Raw genomic sequence first — 24,201 nt, forward strand, 5'->3', positions numbered from 1 at the left:
TGATTTGTATTGCCCAATAGCTGTCTTTTTTATTTTATTAGACCTTTTTAATAAGGCACCAACATGATAAAAAAGACCCTATAAACGTGAACATATAAACATGACAAAGGACCAATAGAAGGTGAATATATTGGAACACTTATTTGACCAAGATTGGGAAATAGTCCCCGCAGGCGGTGCGACGGGAGAGGCGTTCTTTGCTCAGTATCAGGAGCAGAGGTTATTTCTGAAGCGTAATTCTTCCCCTTTTGTGGCTGTTTTATCAGCAGAAGGAATCGTGCCCAAGCTTGTTTGGACAAAACGAATGGAAAACGGGGACGTCATCACGGCACAACACTGGTTAAATGGGAGAGAGTTAAAGCCTGAAGAAATGAAGGATGAACGGGTGGCGAGGCTGTTGAACAAAATCCACTCCTCGAAGCCTCTTTCAACCATGCTCGAGCGACTTGGTAAAGAACCGTTTCAACCGGAGCATATGCTGACGGAAGTGGAGACGGGACTCGAGTTCGATCTTCTTTCATTGCCTGTCATCAGAGAGGCGCTTTCCTTTCTTCAAAAGGAGCTTATGGAAGTACAGCAGGACGAATATGTGGTCTGTCACGGAGACGTCAACCATAACAACTGGCTGCTGTCAGATTACAACCAGTTGTATTTAATTGACTGGGACGGAGCGATGATTGCAGATCCGGCCTTTGATGTAGGCTTGCTGTTATACTGGTATATCCCTGAGGATCAGTGGGAAAGCTGGCTGACCCAGTATGGTGCGGAGCTAACGGATAACTTGAAGCTGCGCATGAAATGGTATGTGGTGGCTCAGACGATCCTATCCATCCAATGGCATAAAGGGAAAGCTCGTTTCCACGAAATGAATCATTGGATTCAATATTTACACAAGGTGATATGAATCAGGAGTAGCTGTTCATATCCGTGACCCATTGGGACAGGTTTTGTTTATTCGTCGTAATATGGTTCGATAAATCAGATGAGGAAATCCCGCTTTGACTGTACTGATAAATTTCCTGCAGAACGGGTTTGACGTTTTCATGAATATCGGCATTGACCATCAATGACTTGACCAGCCGTTCAACCTGCTCACATTCCGAAACCGAACCGCAGCAATCAGTCGAATGATTGCTTAATATATCTGATAACAACTGCATTTGATTCTGTGAATTTAAAGGCATCCAAGTACACCCTTTCATTTTTCGTATGGTTGAATGAAACACGTACATCCTAAGGTCCTTTCAAATGACCAGATCCGAAAAGGAATTCACTACTAGTGTGTGAATTCCTTTTTCAATTATGCGCCCTTTTTTGAGGGACGGACCTCCACGCGGGCGTTCCATTAATTCCATTTTGGCTCTTGCATAGGACGGGGAGTCATGGTATGGTTTTTTTCGATAATAAAAAATGAGGTGTCTACATGCGTTTACGTCATAAACCATGGGCTTCTGAGAAAATCAGTGATCATCCACAGTATGTTGTGGCAGAACCCCAGGAGAAAAAAGGTCAATGGAACAAAGAGTTTGGGAACGATAACCCGATCCATATCGAGGTAGGGACAGGAAAAGGTCAATTCGTCACGGAGATGGCAAGGGCCAATCCGGGCGTTAATTATATAGGAATCGAGTTATATGAAAGTGTCATCGTGACGGCTCTTGATCGCCTGATTGAAGCAGAACTTCCGAACGTTAAGCTATTGAATGTCGATGCAAGGAATCTCACGGAATACTTCGAAGCAGGGGAAGTGGACAGGGTCTATTTAAACTTCTCTGATCCTTGGCCGAAGAACCGCCATGAAAAACGCCGCCTGACATACAAGGACTTCTTATCCATTTATGAACAAATCCTGGTCAAAGGCGGGGAAATCCACTTTAAGACAGATAATCAAGGATTATTCGAGTACTCCCTAAAGAGTTTCTCATGGTACGGACTTCATCTGAATTTCTTAAGTCTCGACCTTCATAACAGTGAATTCGAAGGCAATATCATGACAGAGTATGAAGAAAAATTCTCAGCCAAAGGGCAAAGAATCTACCGCGTCGAAGCCCAGTTTCAAAATTGATCATAAGAAGACAGCCCTGTGAATTCGCGAGGGCTGTTTTTTGTTTGCCGAGGCATCCGCCTATAAGTTGTCCATGTATTCTGATAAAATGAAGGAGTATGAACAAAGGAGGAGTCAGGATGGAAACGTTGAAGGTTGGAGATCTTACGATACACTGGTTGAACGGCGGCGTGACTCACATGGATGGGGGAGCCATGTTTGGAGTGGTTCCAAAGCCGCTGTGGTCCAAGAAGTATGAAGTCAATGAATACAACCAGATCGAATTGCGAACCGATCCGCTATTCTTTCAGTGGGAAGGGAAAAATGTCTTGATCGAATCGGGTATCGGCAAAGGGAAGCTGAATGATAAACAAAAGCGCAATTACGGTGTGCATGAAGAATCGGATATTGAAGCATCCCTTTCATCCCTTGGCCTTACGCCAAACGACATTGATGTAGTCTTGATGACACACATGCACTTTGACCATGCTTGCGGATTGACGAAGGTTGAGGGGGAGGAACTGGTTCCTGTCTTCCCGAATGCCGTCATCTACACTTCTCAGGTGGAATGGGATGAGATGAGGAATCCCAATGTGCGCTCCCGCAATACATACTGGAAGGAAAATTGGGAAAGCATTCAATCCCAAGTGGAAACGTTCAAAGACGAGATGGAAGTCCTTCCGGGGATCAAGATGGTCCACACCGGAGGTCACAGTGACGGCCATTCGATCATCATCATAGAGCATGGCGGAGAGACATTCATTCATATGGCAGATATTATGCCGACCCATGCACACAAAAATCCATTATGGGTACTCGCTTATGATGACTATCCGATGACATCCATCGGGGCAAAAGAAAAATGGATAGGGAAAGCGATTGAAGAAGAGTACTGGTTCCTTTTCTATCACGATGCGGTTTATAGAGGCATCAAGTGGAACAGGGACGGGGAAATCATGGATAAGGTAATGAGGGAAAAATAAGAAAAGGATGATCCCGGAGTGAATCGGGATCATCCCATTTTTTTACGCTAAAGGATATACATCCACAACGGTACCGGTATAAGCGTCGGCTACGAACTCATACTGCTCAAGCTCGCCGTCTTTCCGTCTTGATATACCGCCTTTATACACTTTGGTGCTGACGGAGTGCTTCTGATAGTCTTCGGGTTTCATCCCGATCCATGAACCATCGATGCTGCCCTCTTTTTTGAAAGAAAGCTTGACGTCCTTTAATACTTTTTCAGCAGAAATAAGGCGGGAATCATCGAGCTTTTCTTTAAGCAGATATCCGCCAGCTGCTCCGATTCCCAGTCCAAATACGAAAGATTTCCAGTTCATCCTTTATTCCCTCCACAGGCTAATTTCACGTGCCGGAAGCCTCGGACTGTCCAACTTAGTCCATACAAGCCTTGCCCGCAATGATCGATAATTTGTCATCCTTAGGTACATTCTATCAAAGAAAACAGAAAAAAGAGAACTGCTTTTACTCTCAATAGGTGGTAAGAGGTGCGAAAGTTCTGTAAAATAAGATTATACATACTGCAGATTTTATATAAAAGGGGCATAAGACATGAAACAAGATACGTTAGAGTTATTTAAGACATTGACTGAATTACAGGGATCTCCCGGTAATGAGCATGCGGTCCGGGCATTTATGAAAGAACAATTATCCCGGTACTCTGATGAAATCGTGCAAGATCGATTGGGCGGAGTATTCGGCGTGAGAAAAGGCAGCGAGCAGGATCCCGTTGTCATGGTTGCCGGGCACATGGATGAAGTGGGCTTCATGGTTACATCGATCACAGACAATGGAATGATCCGTTTTCAGACCCTCGGCGGCTGGTGGAGCCAGGTACTCCTCGCTCAGCGGGTTCAGGTCATGACGGATAACGGACCGGTGACAGGTGTGATTGGAAGCATACCGCCTCACCTGTTGGGGGAAGAGCAGCGCCGTAAGCCGATGGACATCAAGAATATGCTCATCGATATCGGTGCGGATGACCGGGAAAATGCACGTGAAATCGGAATCAAACCAGGTCAGCAGATTGTACCGATCTGTCCGTTCACCCCGATGGCCAATGAGAAGAAGATCCTTGCCAAAGCTTGGGATAACCGTTATGGATGCGGATTATCCATTGAATTATTAAAAGAGCTTCAGGGAGTGAACCTGCCCAACACCCTTTACTCCGGTGCGACAGTTCAGGAGGAAGTTGGACTTCGCGGTGCCCAGACGGCAGCCAATATGATCAATCCGGATATTTTCTTTGCACTCGATGCGAGTCCTGCAAATGATATGTCAGGTGACAAGAATGAATTTGGTCAACTTGGAAAAGGGGCCCTGCTCCGCATTCTCGACCGTTCCATGGTCACGCACAGGGGAATCAGGGAATTTGTTCTGGATACAGCAGAGTCAAACGACATTCCGTATCAGTACTTTGTCTCACAAGGCGGGACAGACGCCGGAAGAGTACACATGTCCAATGAAGGCGTACCGAGTGCGGTAGTGGGCATCTGTTCGAGATATATCCACACTCATGCGTCCATGATTCATGTAGATGATTATGCGGCAGCCAAAGAGCTGATTGTCAAGTTAGTGAAAGAGTGCGACCGTTCGACCATCGAAACCATTAAATCCAATGGTTGATCACGACTAAAAAAATAGCAAAGGGCTGTCTCATTCATATACGAGTTGGGACAGCTTTTTTGTAGAGAGAAAAAAGGCATTTGTCTTGCCTTTTTAGAAATGAGGTATGAATTTGTTAAAGATAGCAATCGGAACAACGAATCCAGCGAAGGTGCAAGCGATACAAAAAGCGTTCGAGGAGCAATACAAGGAGGTTCAGTTTCAGTACCTGAAAACCCACTCCCATGTAAGTGAACAGCCCATGACCGATCAGGAGACGATCGAAGGGGCATTGAACCGGGCAAAAAATGTTCTCAAGGCAACAGATAGTGACGCAGGGATCGGCCTTGAAGGGGGAGTATCAGAATCCCTCTACGGAATGTTCGTCTGTAACTGGGGGGCGCTTGTCGACCGGCAGGGGAATGAAATCATCGGTGGTGGTGCCAGAATCTCCCTGCCAAACGAGATCAGCCGGGAGTTAAAAGCAGGGAAAGAGCTCGGACCCTTGATGGATAAGTATACCCAGCGTACGGGAATCAGAAAGAAAGAAGGGGCTGTAGGGATATTCACCAATGGACTCGTCACAAGGGAAACGATGTTCCTGCACGTCGTTCAGCTCCTGGTTGGGCAGTGGCAATACCGGACAAAATAATCTTAGGTATATATGTCCTTCAAAGGTACTTGGCCCATACCAAATTCACCAGTCCTTCATAGGATGGAGTATATCAGACTTTCTTTATCTGATAAATTCTTTCTAAGGAGGTTAGAATTTATGGGATGCAACTATTGTAACGACCGAGTTGGCGGACGCCGCGATGATGATCGTCGTGATAATCGCCGTGACGACCGCTTCTGTTGCGACTGGGATAAATTCCTTTTTGGAGACAGAAGAAGATGCAACTTGTTTGGGACAAATGATGATCGTAGAAGATGCGGATGCGATAGAGACAATGTAAGAGGAGCAGAAGACCGTAACAGAGGCTGCAGAGGCAGAAGAGGCGATGAAGATAGACATCGAGATTGCGGATGCAAAAAAAGACACAGAAACTGCTTCTGTAATCTATTCTGGTAAAAAGGATCGAACTCCGTTTCTAACGGGGTTCTTTTTTTGAAGAAAGAAAATCCCCCTGAATGAATTCAGGGGGATTTATCCACTATTTTACACCTTTCATCGCCCGTTGAATCATAGGGGAGATGAGGAATAGGATAATAGCCAGAACGATGGCCATTCCACCGATTGAACCAAAATAAACGGTTTCATTTTCAGGTGAATAGAAGCGGACAAGCTGTGCATTCAGAGCCTGTGCACCGGCAGAAGCCAGGAACCAAAGACTCATTGTTTGAGCTGAGAATGCTTCAGGAGCAAGCTTCGTTGTCGCTGACAGACCGACGGGTGATAAGCATAATTCACCAAGAACAACGATGAAGTAACTTAGCACAAGCCATAATGGATTAACAAGTGAACCTTCTCCACCCATTTGTGCAGGTAGCAGGATCACTAAGAAAGATAAACCGGCAAACAATAGTCCGAATGAGAATTTCTTCGGAATGGATGGCTGACGGTCACCCAATTTCACCCACATCCATGCAAATACTGGTGCAAGCAGGATGATAAATAATGGGTTCAGAGACTGGAACCATGCAGGAGAGATGGAAATCCCCATGAAATCAAGCTGTGTACGCTTGTCTGCATATGCAGCAAGGATAGTAGACCCTTGTTCCTGGATCGACCAGAACATCACTGCGGAAATAAATAATGGAATATAAGCTAGTACTCTTGAACGTTCCGTTGCCGTTGTTTTCGGACTGTAGTACATCACAATAAAGTAGATGGTTGGAACGACGATTCCGAAGATCCCGACGATATTGATGAATACGTCCAGTGTGAATAAACCTGCTGGAATTGTAGTGCCTAAGATGATAGCCAAAGCAACTACGACTGCACCTACGATTAAACCGTATTTCTTCTTTTCACGGGCATTAAGCGGGTTTGGTACATACGTACCTGCAAGGCCCAAATTCTTTTTCTTCGTTAACATGAATACGACAAGACCTAAGAACATACCGATTGCGGCAGCTGCGAATCCCCAGTGGAAACCTTTTGATTCCATCAGGCTACCTACGATCAATGGAGCGATGAATGCACCTAAGTTGATTCCCATGTAGAAAATACTGAATGCCGCATCACGACGGGTATCATTTTCACTGTACATTTCACCTACAACAGTGGAAACATTCGGTTTTAATAAACCTGTTCCGATAACAATCAATACCATTGAAACAAAGAACAGAGATAAGCTCCCTGGAAATGATAAAGCAATGTGACCAAACATGATGAATATTCCACCGTAAAAGACGGCTTTCGAAGTTCCGAATATCCTATCAGCCAACCAGCCTCCGATGACCCCGGACATATACACGAGTGAACCGTATATGGACATGATGGCTAAAGCTGTACTTTCCTCTAGACCCAGTCCACCTTTTGAAACCTCATAGTACATGTAGAATACGAGGATGGCACGCATTCCATAATAGGAAAAGCGCTCCCAAAATTCCGTGAAGAATAAAGTGAATAATCCCTTCGGATGTCCAAAGAAACCTTTTTGAGGGACACTATCCACAATTTTCTGTTTATTCATTGATGACATGTTACTACCTCCCTTATTCTTTTACTATAATATTTTAATATTTTCTTAAAGTCAAAAAAAGTTTGCAAATGGTTAATTATAACATAAAATTTCTATAGATTGCTAATATTTAATTATTTTTAAATAGTAAAAATAATTAGGTCTTAAGGGTGTCCGGTAATTGCGCAGAAAAAAGCCTGCAGGATTGATCCTGCAGGCTTTTTGACACGTTTGGATTATTCGGATTCAAAAACGTAAGAAAGGGTCTTTAGTGCCTGTTCGATGGACGTTACTGTGACATTCGCCTTATTTGTAAGCTCTTTCAATGGATGATGAAGTTTTTCCGGGCGAATGAGGATCAGGGGCTTTTGTAGGGTAATGGCTGTGCTCGCGTCCATCGCCGTATTCCATTGCTTATATTCTTCACCGAATAAAGCAATCACCACATCGGATTTCTTCATAAGCAGTTCCGTCCGGAAATTATTGATGGCAGAAGCAGCTTCATCCCGGAATATCTTGTTCGGCTGTTCACCGAGGATTTCTTCCCCGATTGAATCGGAACGGTCATGATTTTCCATGGGACCGACGAACTGAAGGGGGAGTCTGAGGGCTTTCGCTTTCTCTTTTAATTCGTCCCTCCAGGAGCTATGTATTTCTCCGGCTAAATATACGGTTAATTCCATATTGATCACCTTCCTGTTTTTAGTCATTTTATCATAAATACCCTTTCGAAGGTATTTCAACCACTTTTCCCATGAAAAAGGCAGAATTTCTTATTGGAAGGGTTGTCAGCCGGGACTTTATGAGGGTATCATAAGCGTAGGTCCTAGGTATGAAAGGGAGGGAAATTGAGGATGAAAACCACAGCATCGATCATTTTCTTTATACTATTGCTTATGTTAGCAGGATGCAATACATCGATCGACCAGGAAAAAGAGGAGACGGCAAACGTGGTGGAGGGAGCTTTGGACTCCAATGAGAAAGCCGGTGAAGAGGCTGGGAACATCAGCTTTTATCTCCCGTTTGGTGCCAAAATAGAAAAAGAATCTCCTTATAATATCATTATTTCAAAAGATTCTGATCCGTTTATACTTTTCACGAACCCTCAAGAAGATAAGGATAGTGAACTTCTATATAAAATGGCCATTAATGACAAAGATAGTCTCGTGAAACATGGGACTTTTAAAGAAGACAACCGCTTAGGATATTATGTCATTAAGGAATTGCCGGATACAGAAGAGTACGAACTTACTGTAGGAGTGGGCGGAACGAAAGTGACAACTCAGTCAGAAATGAAGGATTTGGCGGATAACGCTGAAATGATGATGAAAATCGCAGCATCAGTCAAACACAACTAGATAGATATAGACCGGTTTTTTCCTGCGGGAGCAGGGAGGGGACCGGTCTTTTTTCTGCCTTCGTGATGATTATAGAAGTGAATACAGGGACCGTTCCTTTCCGCTGCAGGCACTTGCTTTCCGGCGGGGAGGAAGTTGAGCCTCCTCGGGCTTTTGCCCTGCGGGGTCTCAACCTTTCCTCTATTTCCCGCAGGAGTCAAGTGCCTTCCGCTACAATCCACTCTGTGGTACGACACTTTGTTTCATATCGAAATTAATAACACAAGTTCCTACCTCGCCACAGTAAATTACACGTTTGAACTCAATATTCATTGCAACTATGTTAAAACAGTTGTCCATATCATTTTAGCTAGTCCATCAACAGAATATTTTTTGAGATGTAAACAGTCATCGATTTCTTCCAATCTTCACTATTTAGCTCTGTCATCTGTTTTGGTTTAAGTAAAAAATATAGACAAATGAAACATGTGTCTTTACACTAGTAAAAGGAAAGGTATACAGAGGAGTGAGGGGCATGAGAGGGTACTTGGAGAGAAAAGGCGTTACGTTGTCGGCGAAGACGTATGTTATAGATGCTTTAAGTTATATGGCACTGGGGTTGTTCAGTTCGTTGATCATTGGATTGATCATCAAGACGATCGGGGAGCAGCTTCCCCTTCCAGGAGGGTTAAGTGAATTCTTCATAGAAATGGGGACACTTGCCATCAGCTTGATGGGGCCGGCGATCGGTGTGGCGATTGCCTTTGGACTTGGGGCGCCGCCGTTGGTCATATTCGCTGCCGTGGTGACAGGGGCTGCCGGAGCGACCCTTGGAGGACCGGCAGGAGCGTATGTAGCGGCGGTCCTGTCAACGGAAATTGGAAAGCTCGTCAGTAAGACAACGAAAATAGATATTATCGTGACGCCATTTGTCACGATTTTGGCAGGATTTACGGTCGCTTACTTCATCGGGCCGGGAATCGCCGACTTTATGAGTATGTTTGGAAGCTGGATCAGCTGGGCGACGGAACAGAGACCGATCATCATGGGGATCCTGGTTGCGGCCCTCATGGGTCTTGCCCTGACTGCCCCGATTTCAAGTGCGGCCATTGCATTGATGCTTGATTTGAATGGGATCGCTGCCGGTGCCGCCACGATTGGCTGCGCCGCTCAAATGGTTGGATTTGCCGTCATCAGTTATCGGGAGAACCGGGTGGGCGGATTATTCGCCCAGGGGATTGGGACGTCCATGTTACAGGTCCCGAATATCGTTCGAAATCCTCTTATCCTCATTCCACCGACTGTAGCTGGCATGATTCTCGCTCCCATCGGCACGACTGTTTGGCTGATGGAAAACAATGCAGCCGGGGCCGGGATGGGGACCAGCGGATTTGTCGGACAGATCATGACGTTCAAAACGATGGGTTTCAGCTGGGATGTCACAATGAAAATCCTTCTGTTGCATTTTGTTGGACCTGCATTCATAAGCCTGTTAATATCTGAATATATGCGTAAACTAGGTTGGATCAAACCAAACCAAATGACGATTGAAACAGGGGGCAAATAAAATGCGTAAACTTGAATCAGTGGAAGAATTCCACCAGTTAAAAGAAAGCGGGAAGCATGTATTCATGTTCTCAGCCGACTGGTGTCCGGATTGCCGAATCATCGAACCGATCCTTCCGGAAATCGAAAGTGAGTACGGAGAATATACATTCTTATATGTAGACAGAGATCAATTCATCGACCTCTGCATCGAACTTGATATCTTCGGAATCCCGAGCTTCCTCGCATACGGAGACGGTCGTGAACTCGGACGCTTCGTAAGCAAAGACCGGAAATCAAAAGAACAAATCGAGGACTTCATGAACTCATTAGCTTCATAAATAACGGCAAAGGGGATCTCCTGAAAACGGAATCCCTTTTCTTTTTCCCTAAATCAAAAGGTTCCTTTTGTAATCTCACCATTTTCATGTAAAATGTTATAAGTGAGAATGAAAAACGAAGGTTTAGGATCAGTACTTTCTATATAAATGTATCACCAAAGGAGGATCAGATTTGGACATAAAAAAGCTAAAAAGTATACTCCAGGAACGATTAGAGAAACCAAATCGTACGTTTACATATAATCGGGATAAAGATTCACTGAGAATCGAGAACACCACTACGAAAAAAGGGATCACCGTCGCCCTGCCGCCGATCGTATCGAAATGGAAGGAAAACAATAAATCCATCATCGATGAAGTCGTCTATTACGTAGAAGAAGCCTTAAATGTTATGGGAACAGAAGCGGATCTTGGCAATAAAGAGAAGAAGGTCTTTCCTGTCATCCGTTCTACCTCTTTCGCAACCGAATCCAATGAAGGTGTGGCACTCGTGACGGACGAACATACAGCTGAAACACGGATCTACTATGCCGTTGATTTAGGGAAAACCTACCGTCTGTTGGATGAAAACATGCTGAAGGCTGAAGGATGGACGCACGAGCAAATGAAGGAGACTGCCCTTTTCAACGTCAGAAGCCTGCCAACAGACATGAAAAAGGATGAAGTAGCAGGAAACCTGTTCTATTTTCTCAATAACAATGACGGATATGATGCCAGTCGTATTTTGAATGATAGTTTCTTAAAGCAGGTCAGCAAGGATATTCAAGGTGAGATGACAGTATCCGTACCACATCAGGATGTATTAATCATCGGTGATATTCGCAACGAAACAGGATACGATGTACTCGCTCAGATGACGATGAGTTTCTTTACGACAGGAAATGTACCGATTACAGCATTATCCTTTGTATATGAAGAAGGGGAATTGGAACCGATCTTCATTTTGGCCAAAAATCGCAAAAAGGAAAGGGAGAAAAAATGATGAACGTATTTTATAACTTGGAAGGCATTGGTGATACCCTGATCGTTACACTGTATCCGGGCTTTGAAGGAGAAGTACAACACGAAAGAAAAGAAGACGCAGCACGTTTATTCGATGAGAAAACAGGGAAAACACTCGGCTATAACCTATTCCATGCATCCAAGTATATAAGTGTAAGTGAAGTGGGACCTGTCGAAATGAATGATGAGAAGCTCCAATTGATCAACGAAGCCATCAAAAAGAACGGTTTTGATGAGGTATTGGAAGCTGACTTTTCACCGAAATTCGTGGTTGGGTACGTGTCAGAAAAAGAAAAGCATCCAAATGCAGACAAACTGAACATCTGTACCGTCGATGTCGGAGATGGAACCCTGCAAATCGTGTGCGGTGCACCTAACGTAGACAAAGGCCAAAAAGTCGTTGTCGCAAAAGTAGGCGCAGTCATGCCAAGCGGAATGGTCATCAAAGATGCAGAGCTTCGAGGAGTCGCATCATCAGGCATGATCTGCTCGGCCAAAGAACTTGCCCTTCCCGATGCACCCCAAGAAAAAGGTATCCTCGTCCTTGAAGACACATACCAAATAGGTCAACCATTCACAGCTTAAAAACAAATACCTGGGTCCGGAGTATGGGCTCAGGTATTTTTGTTTAATTCCATGTAACAATACTGCATATTACAAACCCTTTACACCTATGTTTATTTCGACACAATCCTTTAACAATTCTCTTATTCTATCGAAATGACTCGAATTTTTCTCTTTACCTGATAAAATAAAAAGTAAGTATGAAAGAAAGAGTGATGTTTGTGAGCTGGATTAAAAAAATATTTGGTAAATTATCAGATAATGATGAACAATTTGAAGAGTACTATGATGAAAACCACGACGATGTTCAGCAGCTCGAACCGACAAAGGCTGAACGTAAACATATAGCAGGTCCGAATCATTCACGTGATGTAGAAGCAAGGATGACATATCAATACCCAAAAGGGAATTTCCGATTTCCCCTTATATCTGACGGGGAAAACAGAGAGCGTCCGCGGAGAACTCAAAGGAATCAAGAAAGAGATAGAGAAAGAGAAAAGCCTAAAGAGCAGGAGCAGCGGCAGCCAAAGAACCGAAATCAATCTTCGGGCAAACGAAAGTGGAAAGAAGAGAACCAGTCCACTCCCATCAAGACAAAGAAAGCGACTAAGGTGGAAAAAGGAAACAGCCGGCCGTTTACGCCAACGGAGATTCCGTCGCCCATCTATGGTTTTAGAGGGAGACCGGTTAAGAAAGAAGAAAATGTCGAATATGAGCTGAATAAGTTTTTACATAATGAAGAAGAGAGAAAAGAAGCAGTCATCGATCAAAAAGCTCTATCGATCGTGGAGGAATCCCTTCCTGAGGTAGAAAAAGAGGCTACTGAGCCAGGAGTTAAATCTCCTGTACAGTCATATACGGAAGAAGTGAAAGAAAGCAGTCAACCTGTAGAACATCCGGCTCGCGCTGAAGAAATACAATCGGATCCAATAAATGAAACGGACCAAGATGACGATGGGGTAACGGTCATTCCCACGCCATCACATGAGCGTATTTCACTAATAAACGAACCTGAGCCGGTTAAAGAAGAACCCGATATGGCTATACAACATGATACGGCTCAAGAGGCAGGTCCGTCCCTCCAATTCGAAGAAACAGAATCAGCCGAACCCGTACAGGAAGTACCTGCCGGGGAAGCGGCTCAACACCATCAAGAAACAGCAGAGGAAGAAGGACCGGCTGTTTATGAGAAGCCTGTCAATGAAGAACAGTCCCTTGTTGAAGAAAGTCCCGTCGACGAAGAAACAGAAGCGGCCGTACCTTCAGAACCGATCAAGAAGGAACCGGAAAGACGGAAGAGATCGCATCTTCCTTTTAACGTGTTAATGCTGAAACAAGATAAGCGCCAGATGGATACTCGCCGATCGTCCTTACGTACGGAAGGTTCCCCTTCAATGGAAAGACAGAGTACTACTAAACAGACGGCACCTCCCGTTCAAGAGGCACGTGTTGAAAATTCCGTTGAAGACGTGCAACGTGAAGAAAAGTCGCCTCACCAGTCACAGGTTCAAGGAGAAGAAGCGGTTAAGAGCTACAGTGAATTGAGCTCGTCATCGAAACGGACAAGAGACTATGTCTTCCCGAAAGTGGATTATTTGACGCCGCCGGTATCCAAGGAAATGAGCGAAGAGTGGCTGGATGCGCAAAGACTATTACTTGACGAGACCCTGCATAATTTCAACGTCAGGGCAAAAGTGGTGAATGTCACCCAGGGGCCGTCGGTCACACGTTTTGAAGTGCAGCCTGAACCAGGGGTGAAGGTCAATAAAATTACGAATCTGACAGACGACATAAAGCTTAGCCTGGCAGCAAAGGATATCCGGATGGAAGCGCCGATTCCGGGTAAACATACCATCGGGATCGAGGTGCCAAACAGGGAGAGCCGTCCGGTATGCATCAGTGAAGTCATTGCAAGTCCTGCTTTCCAGGAGCCGTCCTCACCTTTGACAGCGGCCCTCGGACTGGATATTTCCGGTCAGCCCATCGTGACGGATCTGAGCAAGATGCCCCATGGTCTCATCGCAGGAGCGACTGGTTCGGGTAAAAGTGTCTGTATCAATTCAATTCTTGTCAGTCTTCTATACAAATCATCTCCGGATGAATTGAAGATGCTCCTCATTGATCCCAAGATGGTCGAGCTTGCACCGTATAACCGGATCCCTCACTTGGTGAGCCCGGTCATCACCGATGTAAAAGCAGCGACCGCCGCCCTTAAATGGGCCGTGGAGGAGATGGAAAGACGATACGAATTATTTGCCCACACAGGGGTAAGGGACATAAAGCGCTTCAATGAACTCGCCAAGCGGAATAAACAATACAGCGATATGCTTCCTTACCTGGTCATTGTCATCGATGAGCTTGCGGATTTGATGATGATGTCGCCGGCAGATGTGGAAGAAGCCATTTGCCGTATCGCCCAGAAGGCACGTGCCTGCGGAATTCACTTGATCCTTGCCACTCAGCGTCCTTCTGTGGATGTCATTACAGGCTTGATCAAGGCGAATGTACCGACAAGGGTCGCATTTTCGGTTTCCTCAAGCGTCGACTCAAGGACGATCATCGATGGGAGCGGTGCAGAGCGCCTGCTCGGTAAAGGAGATATGCTGTTCCTTGAGAATGGTTCATCCAAACCGGTCCGTTTGCAGGGTACATTCGTATCCGATGACGAAATCGATGACATCATCCGTCATGTAAGGGAACAACGGGAACCGGATTATCTCTTCCAGCAGGATGAATTGATCAAGAAAGCGCAGGTCACCGAGGAAGAGGACGACTTGTTTTTAGAGGCATGTGAGTTTGTCGTCGATCAGGGCGGGGCATCGGCCTCAAGTCTGCAGCGCCGATTCAGAATCGGTTATAACCGGGCCGCAAGATTGATGGAAATGATGGAGAGTAATGGAATCATTTCTGAGTCCAGAGGCAGTAAACCAAGGGATGTCCTCATTTCCGAGAGTGAATTGGAGACACTCGCATAGACTAGTACAAATATTTAATCCATGGTATTCTGTTTATATCTGTCCAACAAGGACGAATGTAAACAGAATACCTATTCTTTTTGTGTAGGAAGAGCCATAAGGAGCACTAGTGATGAAAGAAATCGAATTGAAACTTCAAGGAAAACTCAACAGGTTGACCAATCATACATTCAAGTTTGATGAAAGAATCAAGGATGGCTGGTTTTCAGCTGTGTATTTTTTAAAAACGAAGGAAATTGCCAAGAAACATAAACCGGATGCAGTCATCACCATGCAATTCTTTCAAAAGACACATGCTGTGATATGCGGAACGGATGAAGTCATCGCCCTTCTGCATACATTCGCTGATAACCCGCAGAATCTTGAAATCCACTCCTTAAAGGATGGGGACCAGATCTCTCCGTTTGAAACCGTGCTGACCATCAAGGGCCGCTATCAGGACTTTGGATATCTAGAAGGCATCATCGACGGGATCCTTGCGAGAAGAACGTCCGTTGCGACGAGCGTTTACAATGTGATGAAAGCTGCTTCCATATCGGGTAAACAGAAGCCCGTCATTTTTATGGGAGACCGTGACGATCATTTTACCCAGCAGGCGGGAGACGGTTATGCAGCCTTCATAGGAGGCTCAACCGCCCAGGCGACCCACGCCATGAATGAATGGTGGGGTAAAAAAGGGATGGGAACCATGCCTCACGCCCTCATTCAATTATTCAATGGGGACATCGTAGAGGCAACGAAAGCGTACAAGGAAACGTTCCCCGAAGACGAGCTCATTACCCTGGTCGATTACAATAATGATGTCATTACGGATTCATTGAAGGTCGCAAGAGAGTTTGGCCAGGAATTAAAAGGGGTAAGGGTAGATACATCAAGAATGATGATCGATAAATACTTCCTCCGTAATCAGCATGTGCTTGGAACCTTTGATCCCCGCGGGGTCAATATGCAGCTCATCAATGCGTTGAGAGATGCTTTGGACGAAGAAGGATACCACCACGTCAAGATTGTCGTGTCGGGCGGCTTTAACGAAGACCGCATACGCCAGTTTGAGGAAAATCAAGTTCCAGTCGATATGTACGGAGTCGGAAGCAGTCTTCTGAAGATCCATGTAGGATTCACTGGGGACAACGTTGTCATCGACGGTTCCCCGGAAGCGAAGGCAGGAAGGAAGCTTCGTCCGAACCCCCGTCTGGAAAAAGTAGAATTCGAATAGGTGAGAACATGCAAGAGCAGGAAAGCACGCTAGACCTTGAACGGTTCAGGCAGAAAAAACAGCAAATCGCCGAGGATCACATTGAGGACCTCTACCGGAAAGCGTATGAGTACGCATTGAAGGAAACGAATATAAGGGAAAAAGTACGGGCTAAAATGATTTTCTCTAAACGGTTTCTTCAACACGATGAGGCCCGGATGATGGCTGGAGCCGAGAAATTGTTTCAAGAATGGTTTCTATTTGATTATAAGACTATCAAGGGGCAAACCTTATTCTTTCAATTTCTGCAGTCGCATCCCCTTCAGGAATCAACCAAACTCCTTGGTGCAGTTGTATTGACGGCTGCCTGGGAACCCGTCATAGTCAAAGGGAAAGAAGGACGGACCGTACGTTGCCAAACGATCATTCAGGGAGATGAAGTGATTGTTAAAATGAACCCTGATTGGATAGAAAAGGAAATGTATGAAGAACAGGTCTATTTCGTGAGGAAAGTCCCGCTGGTCGTTCATCAGTGGATCTTAGGTCCCGTTTTTTCCGTGAAATCAATGGACGTGATAGCAAATCTACAAACACACTATAGTCAAATGAATCAAAAAACTGGGGTATTATGGAGGACGTTTTTAAAGGAAGAAGCGCCAAACTTCATCCTGCCCAGTCTTTCGTAGCTTCTGCATGGTCAGGGATTTCAAAAAATGATATAATGTTTCAAGTTGAAGAAAGTACGCTTTTTTCTAAACTCACATATCGAAAGCTAAAGACCGATGGCAAAATAAATATAGATTTCATATAATGCTTTTAGATAGACGATTGTTGGAGGTTCTATTATGACGATATATCATTTCGTAGGAATAAAGGGGTCGGGCATGAGTGCGTTAGCCCAAATACTCCATGATATGGACTACGAGGTCCAAGGATCTGACGTAGATAAGTATTTCTTTACTCAGAAGGCTCTGGATGAATCAAATATAAAAATACTACCTTTCCAAAAAGAAAACATTGGAGGGGATATGCATGTGATCGCAGGGAATGCTTTCCCTGATACACATGAAGAAATACAAGCGGCCGTTGAACAAGGACTGCCGGTGACCAGGTATCATAAATTCCTTGGTGACTTCATGCAGGAATTCACAAGTGTCGCAGTAACGGGCGCTCACGGGAAAACGTCGACAACCGGTTTACTGGCCCATGTCATCAGTGGCGCAAAACCGACTTCCTTCCTGATTGGGGATGGAACCGGTAAAGGCGAAGTGGATGCGAATTACTTTGTATTTGAAGCATGCGAGTACAGACGACACTTCCTGTCTTATTTCCCTGACTATGCCATCATGACGAACATCGATTTCGATCATCCCGACTACTTTGCCAATGTGGATGACGTCTTCTCTGCTTTCCAGGAGATGGCCATGCAGGTGAAAAAAGGAATCATCGCATGTGGGGATGACGAGCAGTTACAAAAGATCCAGGCACAGGTACCGGTGGTGTTTTACGGTTTCGCCGAGGAAAACGACTTCCAGGCGAGAAACGTATCACGGGACAGAACGGGTACATCATTCGATGTGTTTGTGCGCAATGAATTTTATGCCGCATTCAAAATTCCGACATTCGGTGACCATAACATTATGAACGCCTTATCCGTCATTGCCATTTGTCACTATGAAGAGCTTGATACAGCAATCGTTCAAGAGCGATTAAGCACATTTAAAGGAGTCAAGCGCCGATTCTCTGAAAAAGAAGTGGGCTCACAGATCCTGATCGATGACTACGCTCATCATCCGACTGAAATCAAGGCAACCGTTGATTCGGCAAGACAGAAATATCCGGAAAAAGAGATCATCGCTGTCTTCCAGCCTCACACATTTACACGTACGCAGACCTTCCTGACAGAGTTTGCCGAAACCCTTAGTCTTGCGGACAAAGTGTACTTATGTGAAATCTTCGGTTCCGCACGGGAAAACCACGGAAAACTTTCCATCCACGATCTTGAAAGTAAGATCGAAGGATGCGAAATCATAGACGAACAAGATACGACCGCACTACTCAAACATGAAAACGCCGTACTGATTTTCATGGGGGCGGGAGACGTACAAAAGTTCCAGCAGGCTTATGAACAGAAGCTTGGGGAACAATTGAAGGAAGAGAATTAATGATAAAACCGGCTCTCATGGGAGCCGGTTTTTTTGTGCTTTGACAAAAAAAGCCACCGTCATGCCCTGACGATGGCTTCAACACTCTTACTTCAAATTCTCCGGATTCAGCACTTCAAGCTCCTCGATGACAAACCTTCCATCTTGTCGAATCAATACATCATCGAAATAGATTTCACCGCCGCCATACTCAGGACGCTGGATCATCACCATATCCCAGTGGATGTTTGAGTGGTTTCCGTTATAGGCCTCTTCGTAGCATTCACCCGGTGTGAAGTGAAAGCTGCCGTCAATCTTCTCGTCAAAGAGGATGTCCTGCATCGGATGCTGGATAAATGGATTCACCCCGATGGCGAATTCTCCTACATACCGTGCCCCTTCATCCGTATCGAAGATTTTGTTGATACGGTCTGTATCATTTGCAGTGGCTTCGACAATCTTTCCTTCTTTGAAGGTCAATTTGACGTTTTCGAACGTAAATCCGTTATATGGAGATGGCGTATTGTAGGAAATCACGCCGTTCACCGAGTCCTTCACAGGTGCACTGTACACCTCGCCATCAGGAATATTCAGGCGTCCCGCACATTTCACGGCAGGGATGTCCTTGATGGAGAATGTAAGGTCCGTCCCTACACCGACAAGGCGGACTTTATCCGTGTTGTTCATGAGGTCCACGAGGTTATCCATCGCTTTGTCCATTTTGCTGTAGTCCAGGTTGCAAACGTCAAAGTAGAAGTCTTCGAAGCCTTCTGTACTCATGTTGGCGAGCTGTGCCATGGATGCCGTCGGGTAGCGGAGTACGACCCACTTCTTCTTAGGGACGCGGATTTCTCTATGTACTTTCTTACCGATTGTATTGCCATGGATCTTCATTTTTTCATCCGGAACATCGGACTGTTCGCTGATGTTATCGCCTGCACGTAAACCGATATACGCGTCCATCTGTTCCATGACATTTGCTTCGAAGCTTGCGATCATATCATACTGCTCCTCCTGCGCTCCCATCAATAATGCGCGGTCGACTGCGTGATCTTTGATGGATACGAAAGGATGTCCTCCTGCTGCATACGCTTCTTTCACGAGAGCCGTCACCAGTTCACGCTGCAATCCGAAGTTTTCGATCAACACTTTTTCTCCAGGCTGTAATTGAACAGAATATTGAATTAAATTTTTTGCCAGTTTTTCAATGCGTGGATCTTTCATTTCTTTTTTCCCCCTTATATGTAGTCTATTTTATTGTACCCTAAAATAAGGAGAGATGATGAGCGAAGAAGCGAATTAATATTTCAAAATAACAGTATTTTAAAAATAAAAAATAGTTTGACAACTTTTTTAATGAAAGTTAAAATACAAATAAGTTCATCAATGCAGAACATAGTTTTATAATATAAAACAAGTGACGTGAGGTGGTATTTATTTAGGTTAAAATGAAAGCGTTTTATCTTGAAGATGTTAATTGGTGAATTAAGTGAAAATATTAATAGGGGGAATATGTGTGAAGAATCTGAAAGTTACTTTTTTAAGTATATTAGTTGTCTGTACTATGATATTAGCTGCATGCGGTGGGAATTCAAATTCTGCGAGCAGCTCTGAAAAAGGTTCTTCAGGAAGTGGTGAAGGTGGAAAGCGTACACTTCGTGTCAGTATTGGAGTGAATGATAAGCATCCTGAATATGAGGCAGCTATGAAATTCAAAGAACTGGTTGAGGCAGAATCAGATGATTTGAAAGTTGAAGTCTATCATTCTGGTCAAATTGCTGATGACCGCTCAGCTATTGAAATGCTTCAATTTGGTTCACTTGATATTACCATTCCTTCTACATCACCCCTTGTCAACTTTGTACCTGAGTTTGGAGTGTTTGATCTCCCTTTCACCATTCCAAATGAAGAAGTGGCAGATAAAGTACTGGATGGCCCATTCGGTGATAAAATGCTAGAAATGGTTGATGATCAAAAACTGGTTGGTCTTGCTTGGTGGGAAAATGGTTTCCGTAACTTAACAAACGATGTGCGTCCGGTTGCTACTATGGAGGATGTGAAGGGTCTTAAAATTCGGACAATGGAAAATGAAATTCATTTGGATGCTTGGAAAGCTCTAGGTGCAAACCCCACACCAATGGCTTTTACAGAATTATTTACAGCTCTGCAGCAAGGAACAATTGATGGACAGGAAAACCCTTACCCAACGATTTTGCTAAGTAAATATCCCGAAGTACAAAAATATGTTTCAAATACCAGCCATGTATACACACCTTTTATTTTCTTATTCAGTAAACAAATTTGGGAAGAGCTTTCATCGGACCAACAAAAATTGGTGAAAAAAGCAGCAGTTGAGGCAGGGAAGTTCAATCGTGAGCGAAATCGTCAAGTTGCAGAGGAATCATTAGAAAAATTAAAAGAAGAAATGACTTATACAGAAATAAAAGAAGAAGAATTTGGGAAATTCCAGGAAGCTGTTAAACCAGTTATAGATAAGTACAAAGAAAAGATTGGACCTGAAATAGTGGATCAGTTCTTGGAAGAGATAGAAAAGGCAAAATAAATGTTAATAAAGGTGCCGGTCGACAGTTGCTGACCGGTCTCTTTTTTAAAGAATAGGGGTGAAGATAATTGTTAAGAACATTTAAGTGGCTTGATGAGAATTTAGAAAAATACATATTGTTTTTATTGACCCTGGTCATGGTTGTGGTGGTATTTATTCAGGTATTTATGCGCTATGTAATGGAAAATTCCCTCAGTTGGTCAGAAGAACTTGCACGGTATTGTTTTATATGGTTGATCTATATAGGGATAAGCTACGCAGTCAAGCATAAGCGACATATTAGTGTGGATGCTGCTCTATTACTTTTTAAAGATAAAATGAAAATTGTCATTTCCATCATATCCAATCTCCTTTTTTTGATTTTTTGTGTATATGTAGTTATTTATGGTTATGGTATAGCTTCACAATTGCTTGCCTTTGGTCAGACCACCCCTGCACTTCAGATTCCAACAGGAGTAGTTTATCTTGCGCCTCCAGTTGGCATGGCACTCGCTGGAGTGAGATTGATTCAAAATATAATCAATGATATCAGAGCAATTAAAAACTTTGACCAAAGTAATAGTGTATCAAAGGATGTAGATGAAGAAATCAGAGTAATATAGATCAATTTATTAAGGGGGTAATCCTGGATGGCGGGTGTATTATTCGGTTCTTTCGCCGTATTTTTATTTTTCACGGTTCCTATTGGAATCGCTATCGGGTTGGCTACGCTTTTCACTATTGTTTACACAGGTGGAATGCCGGTTGAATTTCTAATGAAAGAATTGACTAACTCTGTTGATTCATTTCCACTTTTAGCTGTTCCATATTTCATTCTAGCCGGTGAAATCATGGGTAAAGGAGGAATATCAAAACGCCTTTTTAATGTAGCAGATTCCATTGTAGGAAATAAAACAGGAGGCATTGCAATGGCTACAATCGTTACCTGTATGTTCTTTGCTGCTATTTCTGGATCAGGACCTGCTACTGTTGCTGCAATTGGAGGAATTATGATCCCGGCTATGGTTGAAAAAGGCTATGATAAACGTTTTGCTACAGCAGTTGTTGCGGCTGCAGGTTCTATTGGAGTAATTATTCCTCCGAGTATTCCCATGGTTATTTATGGAGTATCTGGTAGTGTATCCATCGGAGATATGTTCATTGCTGGGATCCTTCCTGGCATATTAGTTGGAATCGGCTTAATGATTTATTCTTACTACCATTCGAAAAAAATGGGTTACACAGGATCTGAACATGCCACCACCTTGAAAGGAGTGTTAAAAGCCTTCTGGGATGCAAAATGGGCACTGCTCATCCCCATTGTCATTTTAGGAGGTATATACGGTGGCATATTTACGCCGACTGAAGCGGCGGTTATAGCTGTTGTTTTTGGCTTATTTGTAAGTGTTTTTGTTTATAAAGAATTGAAATTTAAAGATTTACCACAAATATTTGTTGATTCAGGATTAACTACAGCGACTGTACTTGTCATCGTAGGTGCGGCAACTGCATTTGGACGTCTGTTAACCATTGAGCAGATTCCAAATCAGATAGCTCAAGCAATGCTGTCAATTTCAAGTGAACCCCTGATCATTATGTTGTTAATAACTCTTTTACTCTTAATTGTAGGCTGCTTTATGGATACTATTGCCGCTATTATCATTTTAACGCCAATTTTACTTCCTGTTGCCATTCAAATTGGTTATGATCCTATTCACTTCGGGATTATCATGATTGTCAATCTTTCTATTGGATTCATTACCCCGCCGTTAGGTGTTAACTTGTTCGTAGGAGCTGGAATTTCAGGGTTATCACTAGAAAAACTTTCAAAGGCAATTGTTCCATTTTTCTTAGTAATGGTGGTCACCTTGCTTATTATTATCGTTTTACCTCAGATTTCATTATTGTTCCTATAAGCAAAGGGAGATATTGAAAAACGTCTTGCCAACCAGATACTCAAGAATCAATAGTCAATACTTAACCATTAGGTATGAGGAGCTGAAAAATGAGCATTATTTATGACATATTAAAAGACATCCCCATTCCGAAAATGGTGAAAGTGAAACAGTCATTTATGGATAAAGAAATCCCTGATGTAGCAGAAGCAGTCAGGAAAACATTGAATGACACAAACGTTCTGGAACGAATTAAAGAAGGTGACAGCGTAGCTATAGCTGTTGGAAGCAGGGGAGTTTCAGATCTTCCTATTTTAGTCCGTGAAACGGTTTCGGCCGTTCGAAATGCAGGAGGGAAGCCATTTATTGTTCCTGCAATGGGCAGTCATGGAGGGGCGACTGCTGAAGGGCAGGCAGATGTACTAAAACAATTAGGAGTATCAGAAGAAACAGTTCATGCTTCTATTCGATCTACAATGGAAGTGGTTAAAATTGGTGAGCTTCCGAATGGTCTTCCAGTTTACATCGATAAACTTGCTTATGAAGCGGATAAAATCATTGTCATAAACCGAGTGAAGCCGCACACTGCCTTCCGGGGTCCAGTAGAAAGCGGTTTAACCAAAATGATTACGATTGGTCTAGGTAAGCAAAAAGGTGCAGAGGCAGCTCATTCATTTAGTTTTAAATATATGGCAGAACATGTGCAACAGATGGCCAATATCACTTTGAATACCACGCCAATCATCTTTGGGCTTGCAACAATAGAAAATGCTTATGACCGCCCAGTGAAAGTAATTGCTGTTCCGGCAGAGGAAATTAGTATGGTTGAACCAGAATTATTAAAAGAAGCAAAATCACTTATGCCGAGCATCCTTTTTGATTCCTTCGATGTACTTATCGTCGATGAGTTAGGTAAGGAAATTTCAGGTGACGGTATGGACCCAAATATTACAGGAAGGTTCGCAACTCCTTATGCAAACGGTGGACCAGATGTCAAACGGACAGTCGTTCTCAGTTTAACGAGAAAAACTCATGGTAATGCAAATGGAATTGGTCTAGCGGATATGACGACCAAACAGGTAATGGATGAAATTGATTTTGAAAAAGGGTATGCAAATGCATTAACTAGTACGGTCATCGAAGTAGTAAAGCTTCCTATGGTACTTGATACGAAAGAGTTAGCCGTAAAGGCGGCAATTAAAACATGTAATGCATTTGATTTAAACAAGGCAAGAGTGGTAAGGATCAAAAACACACTGGAGATCGGCGAAATATGGATTTCTGAAAGTATGATAGAAGAAGCAAGAAGAAAGAGCAATCTTGAGATTATTTCTGACCTGGAAAAATTGGATCTTAGTTAAGAGA

General features: G+C 43.7%; 24 protein-coding genes. 18 read left to right on the forward strand and 6 right to left on the reverse strand.

The genetic code is table 11. The annotated features are described in order from the left end of the window. Positions 1-130 precede the first annotated feature (130 nt). Complete coding sequence (locus tag ATG71_RS09025; RefSeq protein ID WP_034765627.1) at positions 131-904, forward strand: phosphotransferase family protein; 774 nt, start codon at positions 131-133, stop codon at positions 902-904. Between the two features lies 1 nt (position 905). Here the strand turns inward: ATG71_RS09025 and ATG71_RS09030 are convergent, their stop codons facing one another. After that, on the reverse strand, positions 906-1,184 hold the full coding sequence (locus tag ATG71_RS09030; protein WP_098439298.1) for a YtzH-like family protein: 279 nt from the start codon (positions 1,182-1,184) through the stop codon (positions 906-908). 239 nt (positions 1,185-1,423) lie between these two features. On the opposite strand from ATG71_RS09030, the gene trmB reads away from it, so the two are divergent. Together trmB and ATG71_RS09040 are read left to right on the forward strand one after the other, a co-directional pair. Continuing rightward, a complete protein-coding gene (trmB, locus tag ATG71_RS09035; protein WP_098439299.1) occupies positions 1,424-2,065 on the forward strand; it encodes a tRNA (guanosine(46)-N7)-methyltransferase TrmB in 642 nt (213 codons plus the stop codon). Positions 2,066-2,184: 119 nt separating this feature from the next. Next, positions 2,185-3,027, forward strand: a complete 843-nt coding sequence (locus ATG71_RS09040; protein ID WP_098439300.1) for a YtnP family quorum-quenching lactonase — start codon at positions 2,185-2,187, stop codon at positions 3,025-3,027. Between the two features lie 42 nt (positions 3,028-3,069). Here the strand turns inward: ATG71_RS09040 and ATG71_RS09045 are convergent, their stop codons facing one another. After that, positions 3,070-3,384 (reverse strand): PepSY domain-containing protein, encoded by a 315-nt coding sequence (locus tag ATG71_RS09045; RefSeq protein WP_079532853.1) that lies wholly within the window; start codon positions 3,382-3,384, stop codon positions 3,070-3,072. A 232-nt stretch (positions 3,385-3,616) separates the two neighbouring features. Between ATG71_RS09045 and ATG71_RS09050 the strand changes: the two genes are divergently transcribed. Continuing rightward, entirely contained in the window at positions 3,617-4,690 is a 1,074-nt protein-coding gene (locus tag ATG71_RS09050) for a M42 family metallopeptidase (RefSeq protein ID WP_098439301.1), read from the forward strand. A 106-nt stretch (positions 4,691-4,796) separates the two neighbouring features. After that, positions 4,797-5,321, forward strand: coding sequence for a DUF84 family protein (locus ATG71_RS09055; protein WP_098439302.1), 525 nt, complete (start codon positions 4,797-4,799; stop codon positions 5,319-5,321). Between the two features lie 111 nt (positions 5,322-5,432). On the opposite strand, the gene ATG71_RS23085 is transcribed toward ATG71_RS09055, so the two are convergent. From ATG71_RS23085 to ATG71_RS09065, 3 genes are all read right to left on the reverse strand, one after another. After that, a complete protein-coding gene (locus ATG71_RS23085; protein ID WP_142953465.1) occupies positions 5,433-5,711 on the reverse strand; it encodes a hypothetical protein in 279 nt (92 codons plus the stop codon). Between the two features lie 112 nt (positions 5,712-5,823). Continuing rightward, complete coding sequence (locus ATG71_RS09060; protein WP_098439303.1) at positions 5,824-7,317, reverse strand: peptide MFS transporter; 1,494 nt, start codon at positions 7,315-7,317, stop codon at positions 5,824-5,826. A gap of 215 nt (positions 7,318-7,532) precedes the next feature. After that, positions 7,533-7,979, reverse strand: a complete 447-nt coding sequence (locus tag ATG71_RS09065; protein ID WP_034765653.1) for a YtoQ family protein — start codon at positions 7,977-7,979, stop codon at positions 7,533-7,535. A gap of 171 nt (positions 7,980-8,150) precedes the next feature. On the opposite strand from ATG71_RS09065, the gene ATG71_RS09070 reads away from it, so the two are divergent. The 9 genes from ATG71_RS09070 to murC all read left to right on the forward strand — a co-directional run bounded on the left by ATG71_RS09070 (position 8,151) and on the right by murC (position 18,420). Next, positions 8,151-8,654, forward strand: a complete 504-nt coding sequence (locus tag ATG71_RS09070; RefSeq protein WP_098439304.1) for a hypothetical protein — start codon at positions 8,151-8,153, stop codon at positions 8,652-8,654. A gap of 514 nt (positions 8,655-9,168) precedes the next feature. Next, the gene (locus ATG71_RS09075) at positions 9,169-10,200 is read left to right on the forward strand and encodes a PTS sugar transporter subunit IIC (RefSeq protein WP_098439305.1); all 1,032 of its coding nucleotides are present in this window, start codon (positions 9,169-9,171) and stop codon (positions 10,198-10,200) included. Position 10,201: 1 nt separating this feature from the next. Continuing rightward, on the forward strand, positions 10,202-10,519 hold the full coding sequence (locus ATG71_RS09080; RefSeq protein WP_079532864.1) for a thioredoxin family protein: 318 nt from the start codon (positions 10,202-10,204) through the stop codon (positions 10,517-10,519). 172 nt (positions 10,520-10,691) lie between these two features. Then, a complete protein-coding gene (locus ATG71_RS09085) occupies positions 10,692-11,501 on the forward strand; it encodes a DUF1444 domain-containing protein (RefSeq protein WP_098439306.1) in 810 nt (269 codons plus the stop codon). Beyond that, entirely contained in the window at positions 11,501-12,106 is a 606-nt protein-coding gene (gene ytpR / locus ATG71_RS09090; protein WP_098439307.1) for a YtpR family tRNA-binding protein, read from the forward strand. Before ATG71_RS09085 ends, ytpR begins: the two co-directional genes overlap by 1 nt. 200 nt (positions 12,107-12,306) lie before the next feature. Beyond that, entirely contained in the window at positions 12,307-15,060 is a 2,754-nt protein-coding gene (locus tag ATG71_RS09095) for a DNA translocase FtsK (protein WP_142953466.1), read from the forward strand. Between the two features lie 112 nt (positions 15,061-15,172). Further along, a complete protein-coding gene (locus tag ATG71_RS09100) occupies positions 15,173-16,276 on the forward strand; it encodes a nicotinate phosphoribosyltransferase (RefSeq protein WP_098439308.1) in 1,104 nt (367 codons plus the stop codon). Between the two features lie 8 nt (positions 16,277-16,284). Next, positions 16,285-16,941, forward strand: a complete 657-nt coding sequence (locus ATG71_RS09105) for a hypothetical protein (protein ID WP_098439309.1) — start codon at positions 16,285-16,287, stop codon at positions 16,939-16,941. Positions 16,942-17,100: 159 nt separating this feature from the next. Next, positions 17,101-18,420 carry a UDP-N-acetylmuramate--L-alanine ligase gene (gene murC / locus ATG71_RS09110; protein WP_098439310.1) on the forward strand — a complete coding sequence of 440 codons (1,320 nt, stop codon included), beginning with the start codon at positions 17,101-17,103 and terminating at the stop codon, positions 18,418-18,420. Between the two features lie 87 nt (positions 18,421-18,507). Here murC and ATG71_RS09115 read toward each other — a convergent pair whose 3' ends face one another. Next, entirely contained in the window at positions 18,508-19,623 is a 1,116-nt protein-coding gene (locus ATG71_RS09115) for an aminopeptidase (protein WP_098439311.1), read from the reverse strand. 292 nt (positions 19,624-19,915) lie between these two features. Between ATG71_RS09115 and ATG71_RS09120 the strand changes: the two genes are divergently transcribed. From ATG71_RS09120 to ATG71_RS09135, 4 genes are all read left to right on the forward strand, one after another. Beyond that, positions 19,916-20,962, forward strand: a complete 1,047-nt coding sequence (locus ATG71_RS09120; RefSeq protein WP_098439312.1) for a TRAP transporter substrate-binding protein — start codon at positions 19,916-19,918, stop codon at positions 20,960-20,962. A 68-nt stretch (positions 20,963-21,030) separates the two neighbouring features. Further along, the gene (locus ATG71_RS09125) at positions 21,031-21,564 is read left to right on the forward strand and encodes a TRAP transporter small permease (RefSeq protein WP_098439313.1); all 534 of its coding nucleotides are present in this window, start codon (positions 21,031-21,033) and stop codon (positions 21,562-21,564) included. A gap of 27 nt (positions 21,565-21,591) precedes the next feature. Further along, on the forward strand, positions 21,592-22,857 hold the full coding sequence (locus ATG71_RS09130) for a TRAP transporter large permease (RefSeq protein ID WP_098439314.1): 1,266 nt from the start codon (positions 21,592-21,594) through the stop codon (positions 22,855-22,857). Positions 22,858-22,946: 89 nt separating this feature from the next. Next, complete coding sequence (locus ATG71_RS09135) at positions 22,947-24,197, forward strand: nickel pincer cofactor-dependent isomerase, group 22 (protein WP_098439315.1); 1,251 nt, start codon at positions 22,947-22,949, stop codon at positions 24,195-24,197. Positions 24,198-24,201 lie beyond the last annotated feature (4 nt).

The organism is Bacillus sp. es.034 (genome assembly GCF_002563655.1).
Classification (GTDB): Bacteria; Bacillota; Bacilli; order Bacillales; family Bacillaceae_B; genus Rossellomorea.